This window comes from Gordonia sp. 852002-10350_SCH5691597 (genome assembly GCF_001665715.1).
Taxonomy (GTDB): domain Bacteria; phylum Actinomycetota; class Actinomycetes; order Mycobacteriales; family Mycobacteriaceae; genus Gordonia; species Gordonia sputi.
In genome coordinates this window covers 1-22674 of the sequence record NZ_LZMO01000173.1, presented here as the reverse complement: position 1 = coordinate 22674, position 22674 = coordinate 1, and the positions used below count along the sequence as shown (strand labels likewise).

The following is a 22674-nucleotide window of genomic DNA, read 5'->3' as shown; positions in this document are numbered from 1 at the left end:
ACCCTGGCGGTCGGGGACGGCATGCCACGGCGTTTACAGCTGCGCAGCAGATCGGCCCACGACTCGGTCGATTCCCGGTAGCCGTCAGCGAGCGCGATCAACTCCTTGCGGCCGTCGGCGCGGACGCCGATCATGACCAACAGACACAGCTTCTCCTGCTCCAGGCGCACCTTGAGGTGGATGCCGTCGACCCACACGTACACATAGTCGGCGGTGATGTCGCGGTCGGCGAAGGCTGCGGCTTCTTTCTGCCACTGGGCAGTGAGTCGGCTGATGGTGGCCGCCGACAACCCAGCGCCGGAACCGAGGAACTGCTCGAGTGCCGGCCCGAAATCGCCGGTGGACAGTCCATGCAGGTACAGCAGCGGCAGGACCGCGGAGATCTCCGGGCTTTTGCGTGCCCACGCCGGCAGAATCTTCGACGAGAACCTCTGCCGCTCACCGGTGTCTGGGTCGACGCGCTTGTCGTTGACCCGCGGTGCCTTCACCGCAACCGCACCCGCAGCGGTCATCACCTCCCGCTCGTTGTGGGAGCCGTTACGCACCACCAGACGGTGCCCGTTCTCATCGACCTGATCGGTGAACTGGTCGATGTAGGCGGCGACCTCGGCGCGCAATGCCGCGGCGAGCATCTGCCGAGCACCGTCTCGGACGATCTGATCGAGGATGGAGCGGTCCTCGCCAGCCGGGTTGGAACCTTCGTTGGAGTTGACTACCGTGAGCACGAGGCGTGCCTTTCCGCCAGCGCTGCAACGCTGACTTGATCAAGTGACTACCAGGATCATATTTACGGGAAGGCACGCCCTCCCTGATCCACAGGTCTTGATCATTCCTCCAACTCCTCCGCAAGAATCGGCTGGGTTCGGCCTCAGATGTTTAGTCTACGGACAGGTCCAGTCCGTTTCGGTGAAGAGTGAGGAAGGCGTCAGCTGGAATCCTCCGGCCGGTCGCCGAGACTAATTCGGCCTGTGGCTCGAGTTCGGAAATAGCCAAGAGTGGGTCCAGATACACGTGATCAAGCGAATCAAGGTTGCTATCGACGATGTCTTTCACTGCCCGCCGGAGACCGCTGAGGTTTCGTGTGTCCACCCGGAATGGCCACTGTTCGAGAATCTGGTCGATTGTTTCCCAAGTGTATTGACTGAGATCTTCGGCCTTGACCTGGTCGATTGAGGTGCGCGTGCCAACGACGAAGTCTTGCGCGGTGGTGGCAAGCGCACGATTAAGCAGTTCGCTGGGTACCTCAAGGCGAGCGTAGGAAATCGATGGCGCCCATCCGCCATTGGACTTCTTAAAAATTAGACCACTCGGGCGCGGAGTGAGTACGAGGAGATGGCGCCTCCCGATTGGGAACTGCATACTAATGATGTCCGGGTATTCGTGGACGAGTTCCAAGCAGTAGCCTATGTCAGGTATGACCAAGTCATCACGGACTTCGCACACCGTCCACTCGCATGCCAGGGCTCGCGATGCAAACCTCTCCATCTCCAAAATTCGGTTGATGGCGATGTTGGTGTCATTCAGGACCAACGCGCCGAAGTCTTCGCGATCAGCATCGATCTCTCGGGCGAACCTGCCCACCAGGCGCGCTTTGTAACCTCGGTCGCGTCCGAACGATGCGGCGACGAAAGGCACAAGTACGTTGATCCACTCGGAGGCGGTGACCGAACCGCTGATCAGCTTGTCAAGCGCGCGGGACAAGTCAGGCTCGTACGAGTCCCAGACAGAGTCAACCGCGCGGGTACCGCGAGTCGGAAACATTTCACCATCGACGTCGTACAGGTTGCGACTATATCCAATCGACTCAGCACGGACCAGTGCGCGCACGCCGTTGCTTCTCAGTGACCATACTTTTGAAAGGCGGGAGGGGCCTTTCGGATCGTCGGTGAATCGCGCAAGAAGGCCAGCGGGAATGAAATGGTCCTTTGCCACGCTGGATTCCTGTCACGAGCGGGCTTCGACTGTAAACCCCAAGAAGTGTACCGGCTACTGCACGCAAATAAGATCAACTGCTGCTTCGGTGCCGCCGAAAGCGTTCCCGAACCTGCTCGAGCGTTTCACCAGTTCGTTCGAGTCGCCAATCACGCCAACCGTTTCGGCTGGACCCCACCGCGTCGGACAGCGCGCCCGAAGGGCTGTCGTACTCGCGGTTTCCGACAAGGATTCGGCCCGCTCGGCCGATTCGAGCTGCGAATGAGCGACCTTTGCGAGGCTGCTCGTGATACACGGTGTCGCCCTCTTCGATGAGTCCGGCGAGCATCAGGTCACCGATGGTCTCCTCGTAAACTGCCCTGATCCCTGTTCCGCCGCTGGTCTCAGGCGCTGCGTTCGAGAAGTCGGGTTCGACGTTCAGCTGACTTGTGGCCTGGGCATCGATATCCGGCGCCGGTATCGGCGTCTCGCCGGGTACCTTCTCGATGTACAGGGTTCCTGCGATCTCACGAAAGGCGTAGCCGACCAGGGGATCTTGCGTCAAGACCTCGAGAGATCCGCCCTCAATGGGCGCTATCCGTGACATCCGATCCTCGACCCGCGACACCGATCCGACAGGTAGATCTTCGAAGAACTCCTGGATCTCCGTCCATGCCTCGTCCACCCAGGTCGACGCCCCCGGCGTGGCGTCCTCATCGATGCCGTCATCTGGCCCGAGGGCTATCGGTGAAGTGGGGTGTGGCCATGTCCGGCAGAAGCCGTCTGCGAGACGAGAGCCGCGAACGGTTATCTGAACCCCGGAAAGTGATTCGGGGAGTTGCTTGTTCAGCTCGAGATCCGAGCCCGACAGGATCGCGCGGCGAGCTGGCCAGTCGGTTGCCCTCGACAGGTCGCGAGACCGCGGGAACAGCGTCAGATTGCCCAAGGCACCGCGCAGTGTGTCGTCGATGTCGTCGCTCGCAGTCGCGAGCAACACATGCTCCAGAGAATCGACATCGGGCATCTGGCGTGTGTCCGAGCGGAGGCCGCGCTCACACCCGCGCAACACCATCCGCATGCGTGCGCGTGTGAGGTTCTTGAAGATCGGCGCAGATATCAGTGCGTCGCGGATCTCCGCGTCGGTCGGCCATCGTCCGGATTCCGACGTGTTTTCCAGGAAGAACGTTCGCACGGTCGGTGCGAACGGCGCGGTGCTGCGCTGCAGGATCTTCAGGAGCTCGAGCAGCATCCGGTTGTAGTTCTTGCTGGTCGACCGCAGCACGGCACGTCGGACAAGCCACGACTCGATGTATCCGTAGGCCTCGGCGCGATCGGCCTCATCTGCCCGACGATCCAGATAGAGAACCACCGGGGACAGGACCGTGGTGTCAAGCGTCTCGGCTGTCTCGAGGAGGCGGTCGTGAGCGTCGTCGCCGGAGCGATCGACGATGCCTCGATAGAGGTCACTGCACTCCGCGATCTCTTGCGTCAGTGCCACGAGATCGTCTCGGGACATGCCCACGGACACATCCTTGAACCTGTTAAACAGGCCGGTGGCCGAGACCTCATCGCCGGTTCGCATGGTGAGGTAGTGGGCGAAAAAGGCGTCGACACGCGTCCTGATCAAGCGGCCCTGACGGACCTCTTCCTGCCAGAACGGGGTCTCCAATCGACGCCAGTGATCGTCGAAGATCTGCTCGACATCGGCACCGGCGCGTTCCAATTGCTGGAACAGTGAGTTCTTGACGAGGTCGCTGGGCAGCAGCGGCGTGCCGCGGTCGTTCAGGCTTTCGAAAATCACCTGCGCGTTGTCGTTGGCGGTGAGTTCGATGACGACCAGCTGCAGACCGATCCTCAGGGCGTCGACGAGCGACTTGATTGCCGCGCGGTCGGACTCGTTCTCGGTGAGCCAGGTCAGCGTCTCCTCGTAGAAGAACTGGTAGGCGTCGGCGAGACGCGAATCGGGTTCGTCCTCCGGCTGGGTGTGATCGACGATCGAGGCAAAGACCGCACGGTCCCGGAGTGTGGGCCACACCTTGTATGGGGCGAAGGTTTCCGTCGAGAGTTGATCCTCATTGGTGACCAGTTTGTGCAGGGCCTTGATGAAGACGCGCTCGACCTGGGCGGTGGTGAAAGCGTCACGGATGGCGCAGAGAGCGATCTGGAGGGTCGTGATGCGCTGCTGTCCGTCGATGACCTGCAGGACGCTGATGTCGGCGGCGTCCTTGTCCGTGGAATCGAGGACCACCGCGCCGAGGAAGTGCGGTTCCGATGAGGTGTCGGTCGACATGGACTCAGCGATGGCAACGATGTCGGCCCATAGCGGTTCCCAGTTACGGACCCGGTTCCACACGTACGGTCGTTGGAAGACGGGTACGACCAGGCATTGCTCGCCCTCGAACAATTCGCGGACAAGCTTCCCCTCGGCCTTCATGGTGGTGAACCTCGTCAGTGTCAGTTGATCTAATACTTTGAAGTTCAAACCTAGCGGACGGCGACGACAGGGGACACGGACAATGCAGACACTCGGTGATTCGGTTCTGGGAGAGATCACTCGAGTTGGTCCGCTAACGTCCGTTGAACTGGCCGAACGCCTCTCGCAGACCGTGACCGCGGTGCAGAAGGTTCTCCTCGACAACGATCAGGTATTCGTTCAACCGCCGGAAGGCGCCGATGAATGGCGTGTCGTCTCATCAGACGATCTTTCGCACCGGCTGGGTATGAATAGGCCGCTGCGGCCCTGGCAGGTCGAGGCCTTTCAGAAGTGGCTCGCCGCCGGTCGGTCCGGCGTCATCGAGGCGGTCACCGGTGCGGGCAAGACCGACGTCGGCATCGCGGCCATTGCCGAGGCGCGGCATCGGGGAGTGCCGACACTGGTCCTTGCCCCGGACCGTGACCTCGTCGACCACTGGCGCAGCACCCTGGAGGCCGCGTTCCCCGGCGTGGAGATCGGCGCACCAGATGGCTCTAAGGCGCTCGCGATTCGCGAGCAGGTCGTCGTCACCACGGTTGCCGGACTGGGCAAGCGACACCTTACGGCGTTCCGAGACGCTGGTTTGCTGGTCGTCGACGAGATCCAACGACTCGGCGTCGCCGATTACACCGACGTCGTCTTCCCGCGTCAGGAGATCACCGAGAGGCTTGGCCTGACGGCGTCCTACGAGTGGTCGAATCCGCAGGCGGAGCGGATTCTGCGACCCTACTTCGGCGGCCTCATCGAAGGGTGCGACTATCGCCGCGCGGTCGATGAGGAAATCCTCGGTGAGCCCTTGGTGTTGACGGTCGGCGTCCGATTCTCGGTCCCTGAGCGGGAGAAGTACGACGGACTCACCGCGCGGATCGACCGGGCCGAACGCAAACTACGCGACACAGGTGTCGATCTCAGCGGTGGAGTGTACGAGACCGCGCGTGAGATCGATTCCGGCTCCCTCGTCGGTGAGATCAGTTTCTTGGCGCGTGAGTACCTGGAGGCCGTCGACGCTCGCAAGTGGGTCCTGTCCGAATGCAAGTCCAAGGTTGCGGCCGTCGAGGTGATCGCCCGAGGCGTCGGAGACTCACGCCGAACCACCGTATTCACGGCGTCACACGAAATGTCGGAGGCAATTGCCAAGGCCGCCCGCAATTCTGGTGTGGTCACCGACGCCGTCCCGGAGAACGGCGACGTCGCATTCATGCTCGGTCGCTATGCGAGTGGCTCGGTGGATGTGTTGGCCACCTCCCGGTTACTCGATGAGGGCGTCGCGGTCCCCACGTCACAGGTAGGCATCGTGACGGCCTCTGCTCGTAGTCGTGCACAGATGCTGCAGCGGATGGGGCGCGTGGTTCATCCCGCGGATTGGGCCGAACGAACCGCGATGGTCGTTGTCTATGTGAATGCGACGGTCGAGGACCCTGATGTGGGTTCGACTGCCGACACCCATCTCGATGACTTGCTTGCGGTTGCGGCCGAGCGCGATGATCTGGACCCGCGTGGCGCTGCACGGCGTCTGAGCGAGTGGCTCGCACCGACCTCAACGCCAGAAGATGACGTGGAGGTAGATGAGCCGACCACTGTGGTCGCGCCCGCGGTGTGGAATCCCCGGGACGCGATCCTCGATATCTTCGCGGAACACGAAGGGATCGTGACCTGGCGCGAGCTGCGCGAGCTCTTACCGGATCTCGAGGTCGAACAAGCCCTCATGCAGGGCTTCGACGACATCACCTGGATGCGGATCGGTGACGAGACAGTCGGCCTCGGTGGTCGCGGGTCGGACACCGTGGACGATCGGGTTGTTGCACTTGACGCGCTGGCCCAGATCTTCAACGCCAATGGAGAGAAGCCGTTGCAGCAAGCGAGTATTCAGGGTTGGCTGGGTGATCGCTCGTTGGTACTCGGTTCAGTTTCTGGTGCGCGTCTATCCGAGCTGTGGGCGGCGCTCGGCGGTCGAGTAGCCGAGTTCGAACATACCGAGCACGAAAAGGATTCGGCACCGGACGAAGCTGTCCACGTCCGTGTGGGCACGTCTGATTCAGATACCGTGGAGGCGAAAGCTCCCATCGGGCCGGCGCTACGTGCTGTGATCGAACAGGTCGAAGCCCAGGGCTGGACGGCGCGGACATCCGACGAGCATTCGCGCGGAACACTTATAGTCAGCAATTCTCAGGGGCAGAGCAGGGTGGTCCGTGTACACAGCGGAGCCGAAGGAAGCTGGCGGATCAGCACGCAGGACCAGTACTTGTGGCAGGGCAGCCGGGAACACGACGCGCTGGTCTTCCTCGATCAGAGCGAAATGCCACCCGCATTCTACATTGCGCCTGTGGGACCGTACTCGAAGCGAGTGAAGTACGTCATCGATGCGCGGGCCAAGAGTAATCCCCGGGACCGTCACGACACCCACATCAACATCGAAGCATGGGTCGTCAAAGATGGACTCGGGCGCTGGGACCTGCTGAAGCTTTCGGAGCCCGAGAACACGTCCGCCGCGTGGGCGAGGGCGAGTGTGCCGACACCTGGAGAGGTGGCTGCCCGCGCCGCCAGGACTCGGACAGCCACGACGATTCCCGTTGAGTCGGAGGCAAAGCCGGACATCGATGTCGCGCAGTTGGATACCGCGGCTCCGCAGGAAGAGCAGGTGCCGGTAGCAACGACACCGGGGTTGGTGTGGGCCGAAGGCCGGTTGCGTGTGGTCCTCGACTACGAAGGATGTCGAGTGGTCGGCTTCTTCGATCCCGAGTCATCGGAGTTGGAGATCGTTCGCGCGCAGGGAGCGGCGTCGTTGTCCGGCAGAACATTCCGCAATCCCGCCGTTGCTGCCGGAACCGTCAAGTCAACAATCTCCAACAAGACCGTGTTCGGTGTCGGCTTCAATGACTGGGTGGTTGATGAGAACACGCGAGAGACGTTGGCGGGGTATCTGACTGAGGCGGACGTGTGACCTGGCATGACGGACTCGTGGATTGCCCAACCGTTTCGCGACGAGTGACGAAGCCTCGGTTTGTGCCTTCTTAGGCATGCCGGCGCGCCGAACCATGGTGGTTCACCAGCGGCGGTTGCGAAATACGACTACTGAGCTGAGGTAGCGAGGATGCCACTTATCAGAGTCAAACTTCAACCCAGCGTCGATAGCGGAGAAGTGACTGTCCCGGTTTGTCGGCTTTTGCCAAGTTGCAAGGCTCGCATAAGAGTTGGATGTTTGTGATGTCGTTCAGACCTCCTTGTGCCAAAGGAACTACATGATCGAAGTGCTCCCGCGCAAGCGAATCCAAGACCCAGGAGAGATTGTGGCCGCACTCCGCGCATCGCCCGCGTTCGCGATGGAAGACGGCTCTCTTGACCCATTGGGGGACATTCTTTCTGCGTAACCTGCCTGACTTGGTGAACAAGTCGGCAGATTCGGGATACACATCCTGCAGACACGCTGATTCGATGTATGCCGATACGAACCCGTTCACCGCCGCCAGGACTCCGCGGTCCGAGAAGAGCACATGAAAAACCTCATCGGCCATGCGTTCTACCAGCTGTGCGTAGGGCTCAGACCACATGAGGTCATTGGTGAAGTAGTCGTAGCAGGCGTTGGCGACCGAATGGTCGTCGTCGATCACTACGCGGCCGCCGATCTGCCGTCGAACGGGCGGGCCAGGCTCAGGAACCTCGAACGGCTCAACTTCGATCCCGTATTCCCCGAGCGCGAAGTCTACAGTCAGAACGCGAGTGAACACCGCCACGCCCGTGTTTGGTTCTATATGGGTGCGATTGATGTAAGGCCCGCTGGTCTCGGCACGGAACATCCGAGTAATAAACCACTCGGCAAATCGATGGATTACCGAGACGCTCTGCCAAGCGTGCGCCAGTTCGATGAGCCAGTCATCGAGCGTCAGGTCCTCGATATCCCGGATATCATAGCGCCCAAGCGAATCGGCGAAATCGGCAATGCTCTTGCAGATCTCGTAGGTGCGGTGTCCGCAGCGATCGATCCACATCCCTCCATCGACACGACTCACGGCGCAGTAACCCCGTTCCAGAGATACTCGAATTCGTTGAATGCCAGCTGATTGTCGAAGTTGATGATGTTGTCCTTGACGTCGAGAATGAGGCATTCATCCTTGCCGCCGTTGCGGGTTCCGCGGAGACCGCGTCCGACCATCTGTTGGTACATGTTGGCGCTGTAGACCGGTCGGGCGATGACCACCGCACGGGTTGCCGGAGCGTCGAAGCCTTGCGACAACACGCCGTAGTTGGTGATGACACGGATGTTCTGCTTGCGGAACTCCTCGATGCTGCGTCTGCGATCGGCTACCGGGGTGCCGGAATCGATTGCCACCGAACGAATGCCACGGTCGTTGAGTTTCGCTGCGAGGACCTTGGCATGGTCGACGGAGGTGGCGAATACCAGAACAGGCCAGTCGTCGGGCAGAGCTGTGATCCGTTTGATCAGTTCGGAATTGCGAGCCTCATCGGCAGCGAGGCGGCGTTCAGCACTCTTGGGGAGCACCCCGTTCATCTTTGCGGCTTCGGCGAGTTCGAACTCGGAGAGTTGCAGGCGCATGCCTTCCAGCTCGGTGTGCTCGACGCGCGAAAGGATGTTGAGTTCCTGCAGTCGTGCGATCGGATTGTCTCCGAGTACACCGTCGTCGAGGCGATAATTGCCGAACCGGCCTGCGAGCCGGCGGGTGAGTTCGGCATCGTTCCGGAAAGGAGTGGCTGTCAGACCCACGAGGTTTCGTAGCGTCTTGCTTCTGGTGAGACCCAACAACTCGAGGATTCGTGTGTACCGGGGGGATGTGGCGCCGTGCGCCTCGTCGACGATTACCAGTGACGCGCTGCGAAGCCATTCGTAGTCGTCGGTGTCGAGGCGTTCATCGAGTTTCGCGTCGGTGGCGACGACCAGATGCGGGCGTCCGGCGACCGGTGTGGCCGAATTGCCTCCCCAGAACCGGTCGAGCACCAGATTTGTGACCGGTCCTACATGCTCCCACACGAACTTCCACGACTGGATGGCCTGCTCGCAGAGCTCGGCAGTCGGGGCAATCCACAGGATGGGCCCTTCGGGAACCCCGGCCTGCCCGATCCAGCGGATCACAGCCTCGGCGGCGACACGTGTCTTACCCGCTCCGGTGGGAAGGCTGAGCATCGCGCGGCTCGGTGTGGGTTCGATGAGGAAGTCGACGAAGCGCCGCGCGATCTCGTCCTGATAGGGGTGGAGGGCCGGAAAGTCCACCGGCCCATGGGCACCCTCACGCTGCGGCGGTGCGGGGATACGTGCCCCCGCGAAGGAGTCGGGGAAGCCCAGGTCAGAGACGAACTTTCGGGCAGACGGACCACCGTCGAAGTGCGCCGGTGCTGTTTCGAAGGTTGACCGGATGTCGCTTGCGTACTCTCGGAGTACGGCGTCATCGAAGGCGTTGTAGGCGAGTTCGGCGACGCGCTCGGGGCCCGGTTCACGGCCCGATTCATGCTTCTCGCTGGCGATCAGACCATCGGGGAGTCCCGCGCGCAGTTGGTCACTCGGAAGCAGCAGTGACAGCTTCTCCGGAATGGTTGGCGCATTTCGAACACGGGCAACCTGCTCTCTGAACTTCTGGGACTCAACCAGTTTCGCGTGATGCTCGAGGAGTCGCTCACAAGTGTTCCGGCCGAGCCCGAATCCGAGGGCGCGGTCCACCGCCGCCATCTGGTCGAGAAGGGGCAGATCGGCGCGCACCCAAACGGTGTCGGCGTCACGGGCACTCTCGAGAGCTTTCGGTGTCGCCCCGGACGGGGTTCGTGTGATCTCGTCGAGTTCCGAGCACAGCTGTAGTGAGACGCCGCGGATCACGCGCTCACCCGGGTTGGTCTTGAACGCGGGCAATGCGTCGGCGAGGGGAGACGCAGGTCCGACCAGAACGGGGCGGATCTCCTTCTCGATCACATCGCTGTATCGGTGCATTCCCCATTCGGTGATCATGAATTCGGCTTGATCGGCATCGCCGGGGTCTGCCACGAATAGTGCGGGTTGCTGTTGGCGGACAAGCTCGTCGAACTCTGCACGTTTCGTGGCGACGGCGACTTCGTGATCGGGCCGGAAATCCCAGTGCGACCCGACACGACAGCGCACGCCGGTCTCCTCGTTGAGAAGATCGAGCGCCACCCGGATTAGCAGGGCATAGGACTTTCCGATGGCAGCGTCGTCGGTGCTTTGTTTGACCCGATCCAGCAATGCTTGCCACTCAGTGGGTCGAAGCTGCTTCACCGTCGACCGGAGTCGCAGTCGTTGGGCGAGGGCCGGTGACAATTGCGATACAGGGAGATAGTCTCTGAACTCGGCAAGTTCAGGTCCGACTGCGTCGCTGACGAGTTGCAGCCCGACGCTGGTCTCGGTGTATCCGTACTTGCTGTAAAGCCACCGGATGGGCGATGGAATCTCAGCACGTGTATTCGACTGTCGTCCAACCTGTCTCGTCCAGTTAATGACGAGACCGTCGGGCGGAGTGGACGCGATGAACTTGGCGCGCCCCTCGTCGGACAGTCGGCGGAAGACGCGAAGTGGTCCGGCGATGGCGCCGCCCTCGATCCGAAGCGTATCCGGCATGACACGCCTGCTGATCCCGGGAAGTGCCGCGCAGTAGTCTTCGTACATCGCTTGGCGATAATCGGCGAACCACTGCTCCGATTCACATTCGTGCCCGGCAATCTCGGGTCGGTCCTTCATCCCGAGAGCGCGAAGCGTGGACTGGTCGTCGCCGTGGAACGTCATGTCAACAGCGACGTCTCGGTCCCTGGAGCCGTCGGCGGGAACGACGGGGCCGGGTAACAGGCAACTGCCGGCGGCGACAAAGTCACCTGCGATGTTGCGTACTCTCAGAACGGTTGGGGCGTCGGGGTACTTTTCGAGGATGGCGCGGGTCTGACTGGCACCGCCCGCGGTGCGCAGTAGCTGCCAGAACCTGATCCAGTGGGCGTCGGTGTAGCCGGCGAAGCCCTGGTCGAGAATGCTGCGGAACCGCCCGTCCGGGTCTGCTTCGCGGATGCCCAGCTGATCGAGGATCCTGCCCATGTCCGGGTCGCCGGCGATGGAATCTGCGACGTAGACGAGGTCGTCACGCAGGACGTCGTCGGATGCTCGGCGGAACACGCCACCCGGCAGCGGTGCCACGAGGTCTCCGGATGACGTCAGCACGACCTTCGCAGATTTTGCCTCTGCCAGCAGTTTTCCGTTCCCGGCGACGTCGTGGGAAATGAGCCGGTTGAGCACACGCAGGGCGGCTATCGACCCATTCTCCGACCCGTCGGCGACCAGTGCCTCGAGCCACTCGGTGATGGACGCGGGCTCCAGACCGGTGCACGCGTCGAGGACGTGCCTCATCTTGCCGCGCCGCAATCCGACGGCGTCAACAGAGTGGTGTACCCAGTTCTTGGGACGGCCCGGGTAGTCGGACCACAGTTTCAACGTCACGTGTCCGACGTCCTCGGGTCTGAATCTCAGAGCGCCGGGTTCGCGAAGGCACCCATCCTGGTCGGGCAGTGAGGGGTGGTTGGATGCAAGCTCCCATACCTTGCCGGTGAGGTACTTGCACGCCCAGTTCGGTGACTCCCGCACCCGTCCGGGCAGCAGTGCGAGATAGGCGGCCGGGTCCTGGTCAACGACGAGTTCCGGTAGGGAATCGATGACCAACTGTGCTGCGACATCGAGTAATTCGCGGTTGAGATCTGCGCTGTCGAGCAGATTCTGACGGTCCTCGTTGGTCTTCCACGCCGCATTCAGCGCTCCGCTGAGAGTCATCGAGTACTTCGTGGGGAAGTATGACCAGAATGCGCCGCGCTCGGCTGGCACCGTCCACAGCGGCTTTTCACCGGAATTGTCGGTTCGATAGTCGGGAACAGCCCACGCGATGTCGAGTGTCGCACGATCGTGCAATTCGCCTGACGTGGCGCGCACCTCGTCGGTGACGACGTGCTCGACAGTGAAGACGCGGTAGCGTTCGTCCGCCGAGTGGAGTCCGGTCCGTGACTGATGAATGACTGAGACATCACCGTCGTGACCGATGGTCAACTCCCGGCGTACGACGGGAAGAACACTGCGGTCGTCGAGGACGACCGTCCCGACATGGGGCGAGAAGAGCTGGAACAGTGTGGGAAATTCCTGGCCCGTTGTGGCTATCTGCGCAGGAGCGTGCATGCTCCGGTTCAATTGGTCTGCGGTACCCGGCATCAGTGGCAGGCGGACGACAGTGGTCGCCCACGCGAGGAGTCCGTCGAGAATGGGGTCTTTCGCGCGTTCAGCGGCAGGATCGAGTTGGCGTGCGAGTCGCAGCACTGGAGTGTCGGTGAGATCGAGGCCGGGGAGCCCGTGTTCGGATCGGGCTGCATTGACGGCGGTCCTGATCTCGTGGGCCGACCAGTCGGCATCGAAACCGAACGCGCCCGAGGTGCTGAAGAATTCCGGTGACTTTGTCACGGACAGTACCGATTTCACACCGACCCCGAAGCGCCCGATCTGTCCGCCGCGTTTGCGTGAGACGCCCATGCGAAGGATGGTTTCGGCGCCGGCCGGCGTGATGGGCGAGCCCTCGTTGGCGCAGTAGAGGTGGGTGTCGGTGAGAACAGCCTCGATGCGTCCGCCGTAGAACGCGGGCTGTCGCAGTTCGTCGGCCGCGTTCTGGATGAGTTCGAGAAGCTGGCGATCACCGTATCCGCCCTGGTGAATACGTCGCTCGCCATTGGCGTGCTCCTCGACCAACCCAGGGTTGACCTCATAGGTTCTCAGGGCCAGCGTCGTGAGCTGCTCTACTGTCTCGATGACATCTGCTGTGGTGTTCGTGCTCATCACTGCTACTCACTTCTCGCTTGTATCCTCCGCATCCCCGTGATGCGGGCCCCAGGTGAGATCCTATTGAGCCCTCAATCACTACAGGAGGGGTCTGACAGAACGCTCAGCGAACGGGCCGGCCGGAGGGAGTTGCGCGACCTCACCCAGGGGAGCGCGACCACTTTGTCGAGGTCGTGAGCCGCGACCTCCAGGCCCAATGCAGCGCAGAGAACGTGCGCACCGAGACGCGGAGGGATCGCGTTCCCGATCTGCTGGCCGATGCCCACACCCGACCACGGGTAGTCGTGAGGAAACGTCTGGAGCAGGCCAGCTTCGGCGTGGCTGAAGCGATTGCGCCACTTGCCATTGGAGTCGAGAATGCGATTGCGCGTGACCTTGCCGGTCACGGTGAACGATGGCTCGGAGGAATACCGCCGGCCGCGCGCCCTCGGGTCCCCTCCTGAACCGTAGTTGGAGACGACTTCGAAGGGGTAGTTCCTTGTCGATCCGGGGATGAGGGATAACGCCTCGGACATGGGCTTCCACGAAGGAGGTGAGCCGGGGATTGGCGCTCGATCGCGGATGTAGCGCTGGTGGGTGTGGCGGGGGAGTTGGAGCTTGAAGTTCAGATTCGCCAGGAGGACGGCGCGGCGTCGGGTCTGCGGTACCCCGTATTGCTCGGTCCGAAGCACGCCAGAGACGGTTTGATATCCGATTCCTTGAAGGACTTCCTCCATGGCCTCCCAAACAGGCAGGACCGCCGGTACCTGCTCGAGAACGATGGCTTCGTAAGGGTGCTGTTGAGCTTTCGCATCCAATGCCCATCGCAGTGGCTCCAGGACAAGGCCGGTCCGCTCGTCGGACAGGCCCTTCAGGTCTTCCTCGATGTCGTCGCCGACCGACATCCGCTTGATGAATGCGAGGACGGTGTCGAGTGCTAGGCGGCCGGCACCCTTACCCGCCACGGTGAACGTCTGGCAGGGCGGCCCGGCGGCAAGAATGCTCGCGTTGGGGAAATCTGCGGCGTGGAACTCCCGGACGTCGCCCTTGTGCGAGTAGATCTTCGCCGTCTCTCGTGTCGCGAAGGCACCTTCATCCCACTCGATACCGGTTGTCTCGATTCCAAGCCAGGCGGCTGCTACGTCTAGACCTCCCGGGCCTGCGAAGAGATCGACTATGTTGTGGCCAGCGGCACCGCTGGGTGGGCCGAGAATAGCGGGCGGCATGACGGGATTGTAGCTCTAGGCCAAGCCTTCGGCCGCGCCGGAACAAGAATGTTGGTTGGCTGGCAACGCGTACTCAACCGAGCTTCTCCTGAAGTCGTGGTCGACAGTCATACGCTGAATATGCGTAGGTCCGGTGATCTTCAATGAGCTAAAACGGGCGACGGTCAAGGTCGGTCCCGCAGGTATCGGCGGATCTGTTGAGGATTCGATAATCGTCAATCGCACCTTGAGCCAGTGGCGACCAGATTCCCGTCCTTCCGGACAGCAAGGTCAAGGCCGTTTGATCTCGCCAGTATCTCGTCAAACAGGTACTCCGCATATTCTCGATCTAAGTTTGTCGCGATCCACAGTGAGTCTCCGTTGTCGAGATCTACCCTCTTCGGACGGGTGGGGCGAGGGAGGTCGTCCGCGTAACTGAGCGCCTCAGGAATCTGGAGATCTGGATTGCTCCCATTGGTTGCGACGATACGCGCTACCTCTCGCACAGCTCGTGCTGCGGGAAGCAATACGGACTGCAAGTCAGCAGGACATGCGTCGCCCTCGAGTGAATATATGTTGTAACCGGTCTTGCCGCGGAGCCTGTCGAATCGCCATGCAAGTTGCTTCGCACGCGTGCTGACCACTCCGATGTCGCCAGTCGCCTCAATGTAGTTTTCGCCGAATCGCGCCAGCAGTTCATCGTCAAGGCGTCTCACCCGTGTGACTTTCGTGTCCGCGTCCATAAGTGATCGGATCTCCGTGCTGTCCTGGTCCTCGAGCGCGACCTCAAGAGATTCGATGGTGTGCAAGCCACACGCTCGTACCAGTTCGCATGCGAATGCAACCCCGGCTGTGGACCCTTCTTCGTCCTCAGGAAACCGATTTCCGAGAAAATCTGCGAGGTTGGTCTCGACAACAGGGGCGCCACCTGTACCAACGCCGACTCTTTCGTCGTCCTTTTCGCTCGGCTCTGGCAACTGGGTTGGCACCTGTGTCGTCGTAGGGTTGGCCAGAATCCTGTCGATTGCAACGAATGTCTCGTCGAGTGCGCGTCTGCAGTCTGAAGCTGCGCCGAAGAGCTGATCGATCGTTTCTTTGTCGTTCTCGCCGATCTTTGCGTACTGCGCTCCCTTGTATCTTCGAGAGTGCTCGAACTCGGCCCACGCATGCCCTGCGACAGTTCGGATCTGTATCTCAAGTCCGCCAAACCGATTAAAGTACTGGGAGAGCTTCCCGCCGGCAATAAGCCATCCCGGTTCGGCATCCTCGCGCTGGCCTGTGACCACCAGATGGTGGCAATCATATCCCCGAAGATGTGGAGGGTAAGTGTCGCCTGGATTTCGATCCTCTCCGTCCTTGATGGCCAAGCGGTCGCGGATTAGTTCGACTGATCGATCCAAGTCGGTTCTCGAGTAGGTAATTATTCTTACCGCGACAGAGTCGGTAACCTCCCGAATAGGGTCCGCATAGCCCTTGGCTGCGCACTTATTAATAAATGATTGAATTGACTTGGACCTTGCTGTTACAGCATGAGGAACGACACCCGCCTCTGCCAGTAGTCGATTCAGATACGTCTGTATTTCGTCGGCCGCTTTAGGTAACCAGTCCCAATTCGTGTAATCAACGCTCACTTCGGTGTCCCATCATCATCCCCGAGTGCGATTTGGTGCTGCCGTTCATGGACAAGATACATATCTATCAGACAGATAGAGCCGACACGGTCAGTGATGGTGGTTCTTCGGGAGTTGTGATGGTTCATGGATCTCGTGTTGGCGCAGAGCAATCCGACCTGGATGTGCCTGACTCGGCTCAATTCTCGGCTGGCGGTGATCGCGACTTGGAGGTCGCCAGGTAGTGGATAGGCGGCGGTGAGTGTCTGTTCGCCGACCGCGATGGTGATGATACGGTACCGGCGTGCTTTGGCGACGAACTTCTTGATCGACCAGCCGGTGCGGTTTTTGATGATCCGGGTGATGGCCAGGCGACGAACACTATGGCCAGGTGTGCCCGGATCGAATCCTTGGGGTGATGGAAGGGTGGTCGCGCGGCCAGGTCGGACTTCGACATGCGGAAGCTCTTCTCGATCCGCCACAAGTAGTGATACGAACCGATCACGAAATCTCCGGTCGGAGAATGTCAATGGTCATACTGGGGTCCCCGCTGGTGATCAGGTGAAAGTCACTTCAGCATCGGTGTGCGCCGAGCCGAGGTCCTCAATCTGGCGGGATCCGCGACGGTTAGAGCCCACGATCTGGACAGCCGTCGCTCCCTACTTGGTCTTCACCGTCCGCACAAACGCCACTCCAGCAGCCTAAAACGCCGCCCGTTAGTGTCCGCCCCGACACCTAACACACCAGGTCACAGCTCCGCGAACCGCGAAAATTGAGCCAAGCCAGGCGCCCGACCCGTAGTTCGGTTACTTTCCAGAGCCACCGTTTTTAGGTCAGCGCCGCGAAGGAAGGTGAGCAAGATCGGTCGCGGCTGTTGCATGCCCGTCCAGCATCGGCCAGCCATGGACTGTATTGGTCCATCGGTCGTCAAATGCTTCACGCCCCCACCGCGCGCCCAGGAGCCCGCCAGCGATTGCAGCAACAGTATCGGTGTCATCTCCGATCCGGATCGCGGTGTAGAGACTCTCCCTGACATGCGTCGGGCCGCCTTCGGCTGGCGTGTGCAGGATGGACGAGGCGGCTGCCTGCAGCGCTGTGACCGTGAAGCCGTTGGGAGCGAAGCGCGCCGGAGTCTGTGTCGTGGCGTCATCGAGCCAGGAGCGCCATTGCGATCGGCGCTCGTCGGGTATCAGGTCGAGGCCAGCGTCAATGGCTATGCGTCCCTCAACGATCGCGACCCGGATTGCCTCGCTCCACAAGACGCATGAGTCGCACGCGAGTTCGTCGTCGTGTGTGAGGGAGGCGACGGCGCGCGCTGCTTTGGCGAGCATGTCGCGGTCATCGAGATGCGCGAGCGCGACGGGCGCGGTGCGCATCAGGGCGCCATTACCGGCCGAACGCGGGTGATCGGCGGCGAAGGCGTGCGATTCCTCCCGCATCAACGAGCCCACCGATGCAACTGGCGACTCCGGCAGTCGACGAAGCGTCGCGCTGAGTACCGCTCGCGTCTGGTTGCCGATGTCAGGCGGGTTGCCTTCGAAATCGGTGTACCAGCGCATGAATCCCTGAGCGACAGCGTCGAGGGCCTCCTCCGACGTCAAATCATGCCCATCGGCAACAGCTTCGGCGATCGCCATCGCCATGGAGGTGTCGTCGCTCCATTCGCTGGGGTCGTAGTTGCCGAGACCGCCGCCCTTCATGACTGGAACTTCTTCCGGGCCGAGTCGGGGTTGGAACTCGTAGGGAACACCGAGCGCGTCGCCGATGGCGGTGCCGAGAAGGACCGCGGAGGCGCGGTCAGCTTGCGCGGGACTGAGTTGCATTGGTGGGTAGGCCTTTCGGGTTATGGGTGGCTGGTTTCGACACGACGGCTCGGCTGGCGCCTCGCGGTCGGCTCAACCACCGGCGAACTCCCTCGCGGTCGGCTCGACCACCGGTGGTTCGGCTAGGCTCAGCCGACGAGTAGGCCCCTACCGCCGGCCCCGCTTCCGGTTGCCGATATGGTACGAGTCGCGCGTCATCTTCGAGATGTAGCCCGCGTCACCTGTGGCGCCAACGGTCCCGAGCTCTTCGATCAGCGACAGCTCGTCGTCGATTGCGCTTCGCTCGGCAGGTGCGGCGAGCATCGCCGAGGAGATCAAACTGTCCCGCGACGCTTCCAGGTACGAGCTGCCGGCATCCAGATCGCCACGCTCGTACGCTTCCGACGCTCGCAGCTTGGCGGCCTGCCCCTCCTGGTAGAGCTTCTCCGACTGCACGCGGGGGTCGGCGACTCGACCCTCTGCTTCGTCGCCCGGCACCACGTTCACCGTCACCGGCAGAGTCACCGTGTGCTCAGTCAGCGCCGCCGACTCGACGTAGCGCAGCTCGAGCTCCGCGATCTGCGCGACGCCAAACCCCGACATCTTGTCAACAGCCAACTTGAGCAACAGCTTTCGCGCTTCCGACCCGTAGAGGTCACCCAGCTCGATCGCCACCTCGCCGTCGGCTACCTGGTGCGCCGGTAGGTCGTTGTACAGACTCAGCTGCACCTGCGGGATGAACCGCACGGTCAATGTCACCGCCTGAACGGCCTTCGACAGCAACCCATCGACTTCACCGCCGATTGCCGCGCCGGCGGCATCCGGGTCGTCGGCAAACACGTGGTTTCCGTTGCCAGAGCGCGCAATTGCTGCGAGCAGTGTCTCGTCGTAGCCACGTCCGTAGCCGAGCGTCGAGGTCACGATGCCGTCGGCGGCGGCCTTGGCGGTCAATGATGCGAACTCGTCGACGTCGCTGATACCGCTGTTGACGTGTCCGTCGCTGATGACAAGCACTGTGCCGCCGCTGATTCCGGATGCCGTGGCTGCGCGGCGTAGTTCCTGCAGGCCACGCAAGTATCCCGAGGAGAGGTCCGTCATGCCGCCCGTAATGATCGCGTCGACGAGATCGACGGCACGCCCCTTGTCGGCCAGCGGTCCGGCGGGCACGGCAATCTGAGCCTCGTCGTCGAAGGTCACGACACCGAATACGTCGTGCGGGTCGAGTCGGCTGATGACCGCGGCGAGCGCCTTCTTGGCGCCCTCGAGTGGGGGGCCGCTCATCGAACCACTGCGGTCCAGGACGATCTGCAGAGCGGAGGGCGCCCGTTCCGTGGTTGGCGCCTCGGGTGCTTCCAGTTCGATCAGTACGGAGACTTCGTCGGCGGATTCGTGGGCGACGATGTCCACGTCGAGGGCGGTGGAGAACTTCATGATTTGCTCCTGTTCCCGCCCGGGTAACGAACCGAGGCGACTTTGCGCGGAAGTGCGATTAGTAGTTTGAGTGAAATTGCGAATAGTGTCAAGGGGTGGCTACGACCTCACGATCTCGCCTCGCGAGCTATCCACGCCCGAACGTGGCCGTCGACATCGCTGTACTGACCGTCGTCGACGGTCAGTTGAACGTTGTCGTGCAACGAGATTCGGACTCTGGACAACCAGCCTTGCCGGGCCGTTTCATCCGAGAACGGCGCACCGTAGACGAGACGGTCCGTGAGGTTCTGGAACTCAAGCTGGGACTTTCACCCGATCGCGTCCGTCCGCATCTGCTCGCGGTGTTCAGCGATCCTGATCGAGATCCCCGCGGGTGGACGATCTCGATCGCGCATGCCGTCGCGCAACCCGCTTCGGCGCTGACGGACGTCGTCGGAGAGCTTGCCCCACTCGACGCTGACGGGCGTCTCGCGTCGGGGGAGCGGTTGCTCTACGACCATGACGAGATCATTGCATCCGCCACCGACAATCTTCGTGAACGCTACGAGTACCGTCCTGATCCCGACGGTCTGCTGCCTGAGCCGTACACCTTGTCGGACCTGCGTGAGCTGCACGAGGCGATCCTGGGGCGACGACTCATGCGCGACTCGTTCAACCGGCGCGTGCAGCCGCTGTTGGAGCCGAAAATCAATGAGATGGGCGTTCCGGAGACCAGGGTCGGCGGCGGACGGCCGGCGCGGTTGTTCATGAAGAGCGCACCCCCAACCGCGACGTTCGGCTGGAAGCTGCCGAGTCGGGATGAATGATGCATCCGCCGCCGAGCCGAAAATGTCCGATTTGATAGGTTAGCCTCTCGAACGTTAAACGAGGGGAAGAAATGCTGGTCGACCCAGATGTTCTGCGATCTCTCTCAGGCAAGGCGACCGTTGCTGCAGAGATCATCACCGACACCGATCTGTCGGCGGCTGTCTTCGCGGCAGCGGACTGTATGGAGCACTCGTCGACTCAGTGGGCAGCACGCTTGGTATCGACTCATTTCGGGTTGAAATCGGACGACCTGGCGGGGAGCGCTGAATCGATGGGCAGGTCCGTCCGCGGGATCGGCGATGCATTTGAAGTAGACGACAACGATCTGGCCTCTGACTTCGAACGACTGTGGTCTTGACATGCTGCCTACCAGGAGCCAACTTCGCACGTGGAACCCACCGCAGCTCCATCAGCAAGCCACTTCGGTGACCACCGCCGGTGCCGCTGTCCATGGTGCAGTTGTTGATCTCGAGGAAAAGTGTCAAAGCCTCCCTGAGCTGCGGGGTTGGTCTGGGCGCGCGCATGATGCGGCTGTCAAGATGTTCGGGCGTGCCAGCGATGCGGGTTCCGCATTATCCGATGAAGCCGGTGACATCGGACGAGCGCTCAGCGATTGCGCAGAACCCCTGACAAAAACTCGGAACGCACTGCAGGCGAAGGCTGACGAGTTGGACAGTGGTGATCTTGAGGTTACCGACGCATGGGTAGTGTTGCTGAAGGCGAGGTCTATGACGGTCGAGAAGGCAGAAGCCCTGCACGACAGAGCAATTTCCGAGCAGATCGTCCTCAACGAGCTCCTGCTCGCCGTGGGCGATGCCGACGACGCGGCGTCGAACTCTCTGCTCTCGGCAGCGGAGAAACATGGCTTTGAGATTCCGAATCCTCTCATCCCCATTCCAGGCCTGGTCAGACCACGCGACGAAGTGCCTAACCCTCGATCTTTGTCGGGCCTCCATCAGCAAGTGCTTGTGCGGGCCGAGGATATGGCCGTGACGGTGCGAGAAGCATCGGAGTCGCTGGATGAGCAAGGCAACAAGGTGAAGACGCTGTTCATGCAAGACGGATCGCGTCAGATAATGACAGAAATGAATCCCTACCGCGGATCAGTTGCTTCCCAACGAATGAACGAGGTGGTGATAAAACACCTTGATAAAGATGGCCAGGAGGTTTCAGTGAGCTCCTCGTGGGAGGAGTTCGACGGAACCAAAATAAACTCGACCAAGTTTTCCGACGGGACTCTCATCTATGCCCAAGAATGGGCCGACGGTTACCGCGAGGCACGTGTCACGACTGCTGACGGTCGTAGCGGCCTGATCAATTCTGATAGCAGCTTCTTCACGCACCCTGTGCCCTCGGCGGTTGGTGGAGCGTTGAGTGGAATTCAGACCCATGCCGACAGGGGCGGCGGACTACCGATGATTAGTTCAGAGCAAGTGAGCAAGGTCGGGGCAGGCGCAAAATTCGCCGGGCCGGCTATCGGTGTCGCCACCACGATTTATGACGTCGCCACCGCAGAATCCGGTGACAAGTGCGACGCGGCTATATCAGGTGCGTTGGGGGTCGTCGGAGGCGTGGTCGGAGGCGCCGCAGGTGCAGGACTCGGCGCAGCTGCCGCGGGTGGGGGTGCGGTGCCCGGTGCCATCGGCGGCTCGACACTCGGAGGCTGGGCCGGTGGTTGGATCGGAACGAAAGTGGGAGCTGTGGTGTGTCCGTAGCGCACTATCCGGTACCCGACTCGTGGACCGATCGCCGTAGCCAGTTCCTCTTCTCGATCGGGCTCTTTGCGGTCTTCACGATGCTGTGTGCGATGTGGACCATTCGCGTACTGGCGGTTGGGGAGTTACCGACGGTTCTCGTGTCGATCCCCTTGGGAATCGGGGCGGGCGCGCTTGCAGTCAACGCGTACCGCGTCAGAATTGCGGAACGCGTCGCGCCGAGATGTGTGTGGTCAGCCGCGGGACTGATCGTCCTGCCGGACGCGAAGAGTCGAACGCTCGCGAATGCAGGAATAGGTGCGTTGGGTATCGCTGGAGCCGCGTTTGCAGTACTGGCGCCTCTGCATCTGATTGATCTCGAACTCTCCGGCGGGCAAAGGCTCATCTTTTCTATCGCGGCGGCGGTTGCCGCGGCGACGGCGTTGACTCAATTCCTCATGCTCGCGCGTCACGGGTCGCCCCGCGTGCAGCTTGGCGCAAGCTCGGTCACGATCTTTGACGGGATGCGGCGACTCGACGTGCCGTGGGACAACATCGCGACCATCAAAGACCACCCCGAAGCAGGGCGATCCCACACCGGCCACACTATCTGCGTCGTACCGGAGAGCGGCCGTGCTTATAACTTTGAGCAGAGTGGCTCGTACACGCCGGGAGGTATCGGGCTCTTCTGGATGCTTCGCTTCTATTGGTTGACGCCCGAGGCGCGAGCAGAACTCGGAGATGGACGAGCGGCGGAACGCTATCTGGCCGGTCGGTTTCCGGTCTGAGTGGCGTTCGAGGTCACCACGCACCGCTGGTCACAAGTCAGCTCACCCCACCCACTTCGAACTCGAAATGTGCTGATTCCCGCACTGACGAGGCTCAAGAAAGTTCCCCAGGTGTGCTCACTGAAATTCCCCACCCGTGGGCGGTTTCTACTGTAGCGACCT

At 61.6% G+C, this 22674-nt stretch carries 13 protein-coding genes and 1 pseudogene; 4 read left to right on the top strand and 10 right to left on the bottom strand.

From position 1 onward, the window contains the following. The 3 genes from A5777_RS12165 to A5777_RS12155 all read right to left on the bottom strand — a co-directional run. On the bottom strand, nucleotides 1-725 hold a 725-nt coding region (locus A5777_RS12165; RefSeq protein WP_197502369.1), incomplete at its 3' end, for a transposase. Nucleotides 726-876: 151 nt separating this feature from the next. Further along, a complete protein-coding gene (locus A5777_RS12160; protein WP_156529364.1) occupies nucleotides 877-1932 on the bottom strand; it encodes a DUF4238 domain-containing protein in 1056 nt (351 codons plus the stop codon). A gap of 73 nt (nucleotides 1933-2005) precedes the next feature. Then, a complete protein-coding gene (locus tag A5777_RS12155; RefSeq protein ID WP_064862835.1) occupies nucleotides 2006-4345 on the bottom strand; it encodes a GmrSD restriction endonuclease domain-containing protein in 2340 nt (779 codons plus the stop codon). Nucleotides 4346-4526: 181 nt separating this feature from the next. On the opposite strand from A5777_RS12155, the gene A5777_RS12150 reads away from it, so the two are divergent. Further along, a complete protein-coding gene (locus A5777_RS12150) occupies nucleotides 4527-7325 on the top strand; it encodes a DEAD/DEAH box helicase (protein ID WP_231895036.1) in 2799 nt (932 codons plus the stop codon). A gap of 166 nt (nucleotides 7326-7491) precedes the next feature. Here the strand turns inward: A5777_RS12150 and A5777_RS12145 are convergent, their stop codons facing one another. From A5777_RS12145 to A5777_RS12115, 7 genes and pseudogenes are all read right to left on the bottom strand, one after another. Next, nucleotides 7492-8391, bottom strand: coding sequence for an HNH endonuclease (locus A5777_RS12145; RefSeq protein ID WP_197502368.1), 900 nt, complete (start codon nucleotides 8389-8391; stop codon nucleotides 7492-7494). Beyond that, nucleotides 8388-13193 carry a DEAD/DEAH box helicase gene (locus A5777_RS12140; protein WP_064862832.1) on the bottom strand — a complete coding sequence of 1602 codons (4806 nt, stop codon included), beginning with the start codon at nucleotides 13191-13193 and terminating at the stop codon, nucleotides 8388-8390. The genes A5777_RS12145 and A5777_RS12140 overlap by 4 nt, the downstream gene beginning before the upstream one ends. Before the next feature lie 74 nt (nucleotides 13194-13267). Further along, entirely contained in the window at nucleotides 13268-14401 is a 1134-nt protein-coding gene (locus A5777_RS12135; protein WP_064862831.1) for a DNA cytosine methyltransferase, read from the bottom strand. A gap of 215 nt (nucleotides 14402-14616) precedes the next feature. Beyond that, entirely contained in the window at nucleotides 14617-16011 is a 1395-nt protein-coding gene (locus A5777_RS12130) for a GTP pyrophosphokinase (protein WP_082933644.1), read from the bottom strand. Nucleotides 16012-16202: 191 nt separating this feature from the next. Beyond that, nucleotides 16203-16513, bottom strand: a pseudogene (locus A5777_RS24195) (IS1634 family transposase); the annotation flags it as partial. A 310-nt stretch (nucleotides 16514-16823) separates the two neighbouring features. After that, complete coding sequence (locus A5777_RS12120; RefSeq protein ID WP_064862828.1) at nucleotides 16824-17813, bottom strand: ADP-ribosylglycohydrolase family protein; 990 nt, start codon at nucleotides 17811-17813, stop codon at nucleotides 16824-16826. A 147-nt stretch (nucleotides 17814-17960) separates the two neighbouring features. Further along, nucleotides 17961-19223 (bottom strand): vWA domain-containing protein, encoded by a 1263-nt coding sequence (locus A5777_RS12115; protein WP_064862827.1) that lies wholly within the window; start codon nucleotides 19221-19223, stop codon nucleotides 17961-17963. A 95-nt stretch (nucleotides 19224-19318) separates the two neighbouring features. Here A5777_RS12115 and A5777_RS12110 point away from each other — a divergent pair, with 95 nt between their 5' ends. From A5777_RS12110 to A5777_RS12095, 3 genes are all read left to right on the top strand, one after another. Beyond that, on the top strand, nucleotides 19319-20029 hold the full coding sequence (locus A5777_RS12110) for an NUDIX hydrolase (protein WP_064862826.1): 711 nt from the start codon (nucleotides 19319-19321) through the stop codon (nucleotides 20027-20029). Nucleotides 20030-20455: 426 nt separating this feature from the next. Beyond that, nucleotides 20456-21745, top strand: a complete 1290-nt coding sequence (locus A5777_RS24685) for a hypothetical protein (protein WP_231894666.1) — start codon at nucleotides 20456-20458, stop codon at nucleotides 21743-21745. Next, nucleotides 21736-22512 (top strand): hypothetical protein, encoded by a 777-nt coding sequence (locus tag A5777_RS12095; RefSeq protein ID WP_064862823.1) that lies wholly within the window; start codon nucleotides 21736-21738, stop codon nucleotides 22510-22512. The genes A5777_RS24685 and A5777_RS12095 overlap by 10 nt, the downstream gene beginning before the upstream one ends. Nucleotides 22513-22674: the final 162 nt, after the last annotated feature.

Bases quoted from the DNA above. Each gene is read 5' to 3' on its own strand.
- A5777_RS12155 (WP_064862835.1), bottom strand. From the start codon at position 4,345: ATGAAGGCCGAGGGGAAGCTTGTCCGCGAATTGTTCGAGGGCGAGCAA.
- A5777_RS12140 (WP_064862832.1), bottom strand. From the start codon at position 13,193: ATGAGCACGAACACCACAGCAGATGTCATCGAGACAGTAGAGCAGCTC.
- A5777_RS12120 (WP_064862828.1), bottom strand. From the start codon at position 17,813: ATGCAACTCAGTCCCGCGCAAGCTGACCGCGCCTCCGCGGTCCTTCTC.
- A5777_RS12115 (WP_064862827.1), bottom strand. From the start codon at position 19,223: ATGAAGTTCTCCACCGCCCTCGACGTGGACATCGTCGCCCACGAATCC.
- A5777_RS12135 (WP_064862831.1), bottom strand. From the start codon at position 14,401: ATGCCGCCCGCTATTCTCGGCCCACCCAGCGGTGCCGCTGGCCACAAC.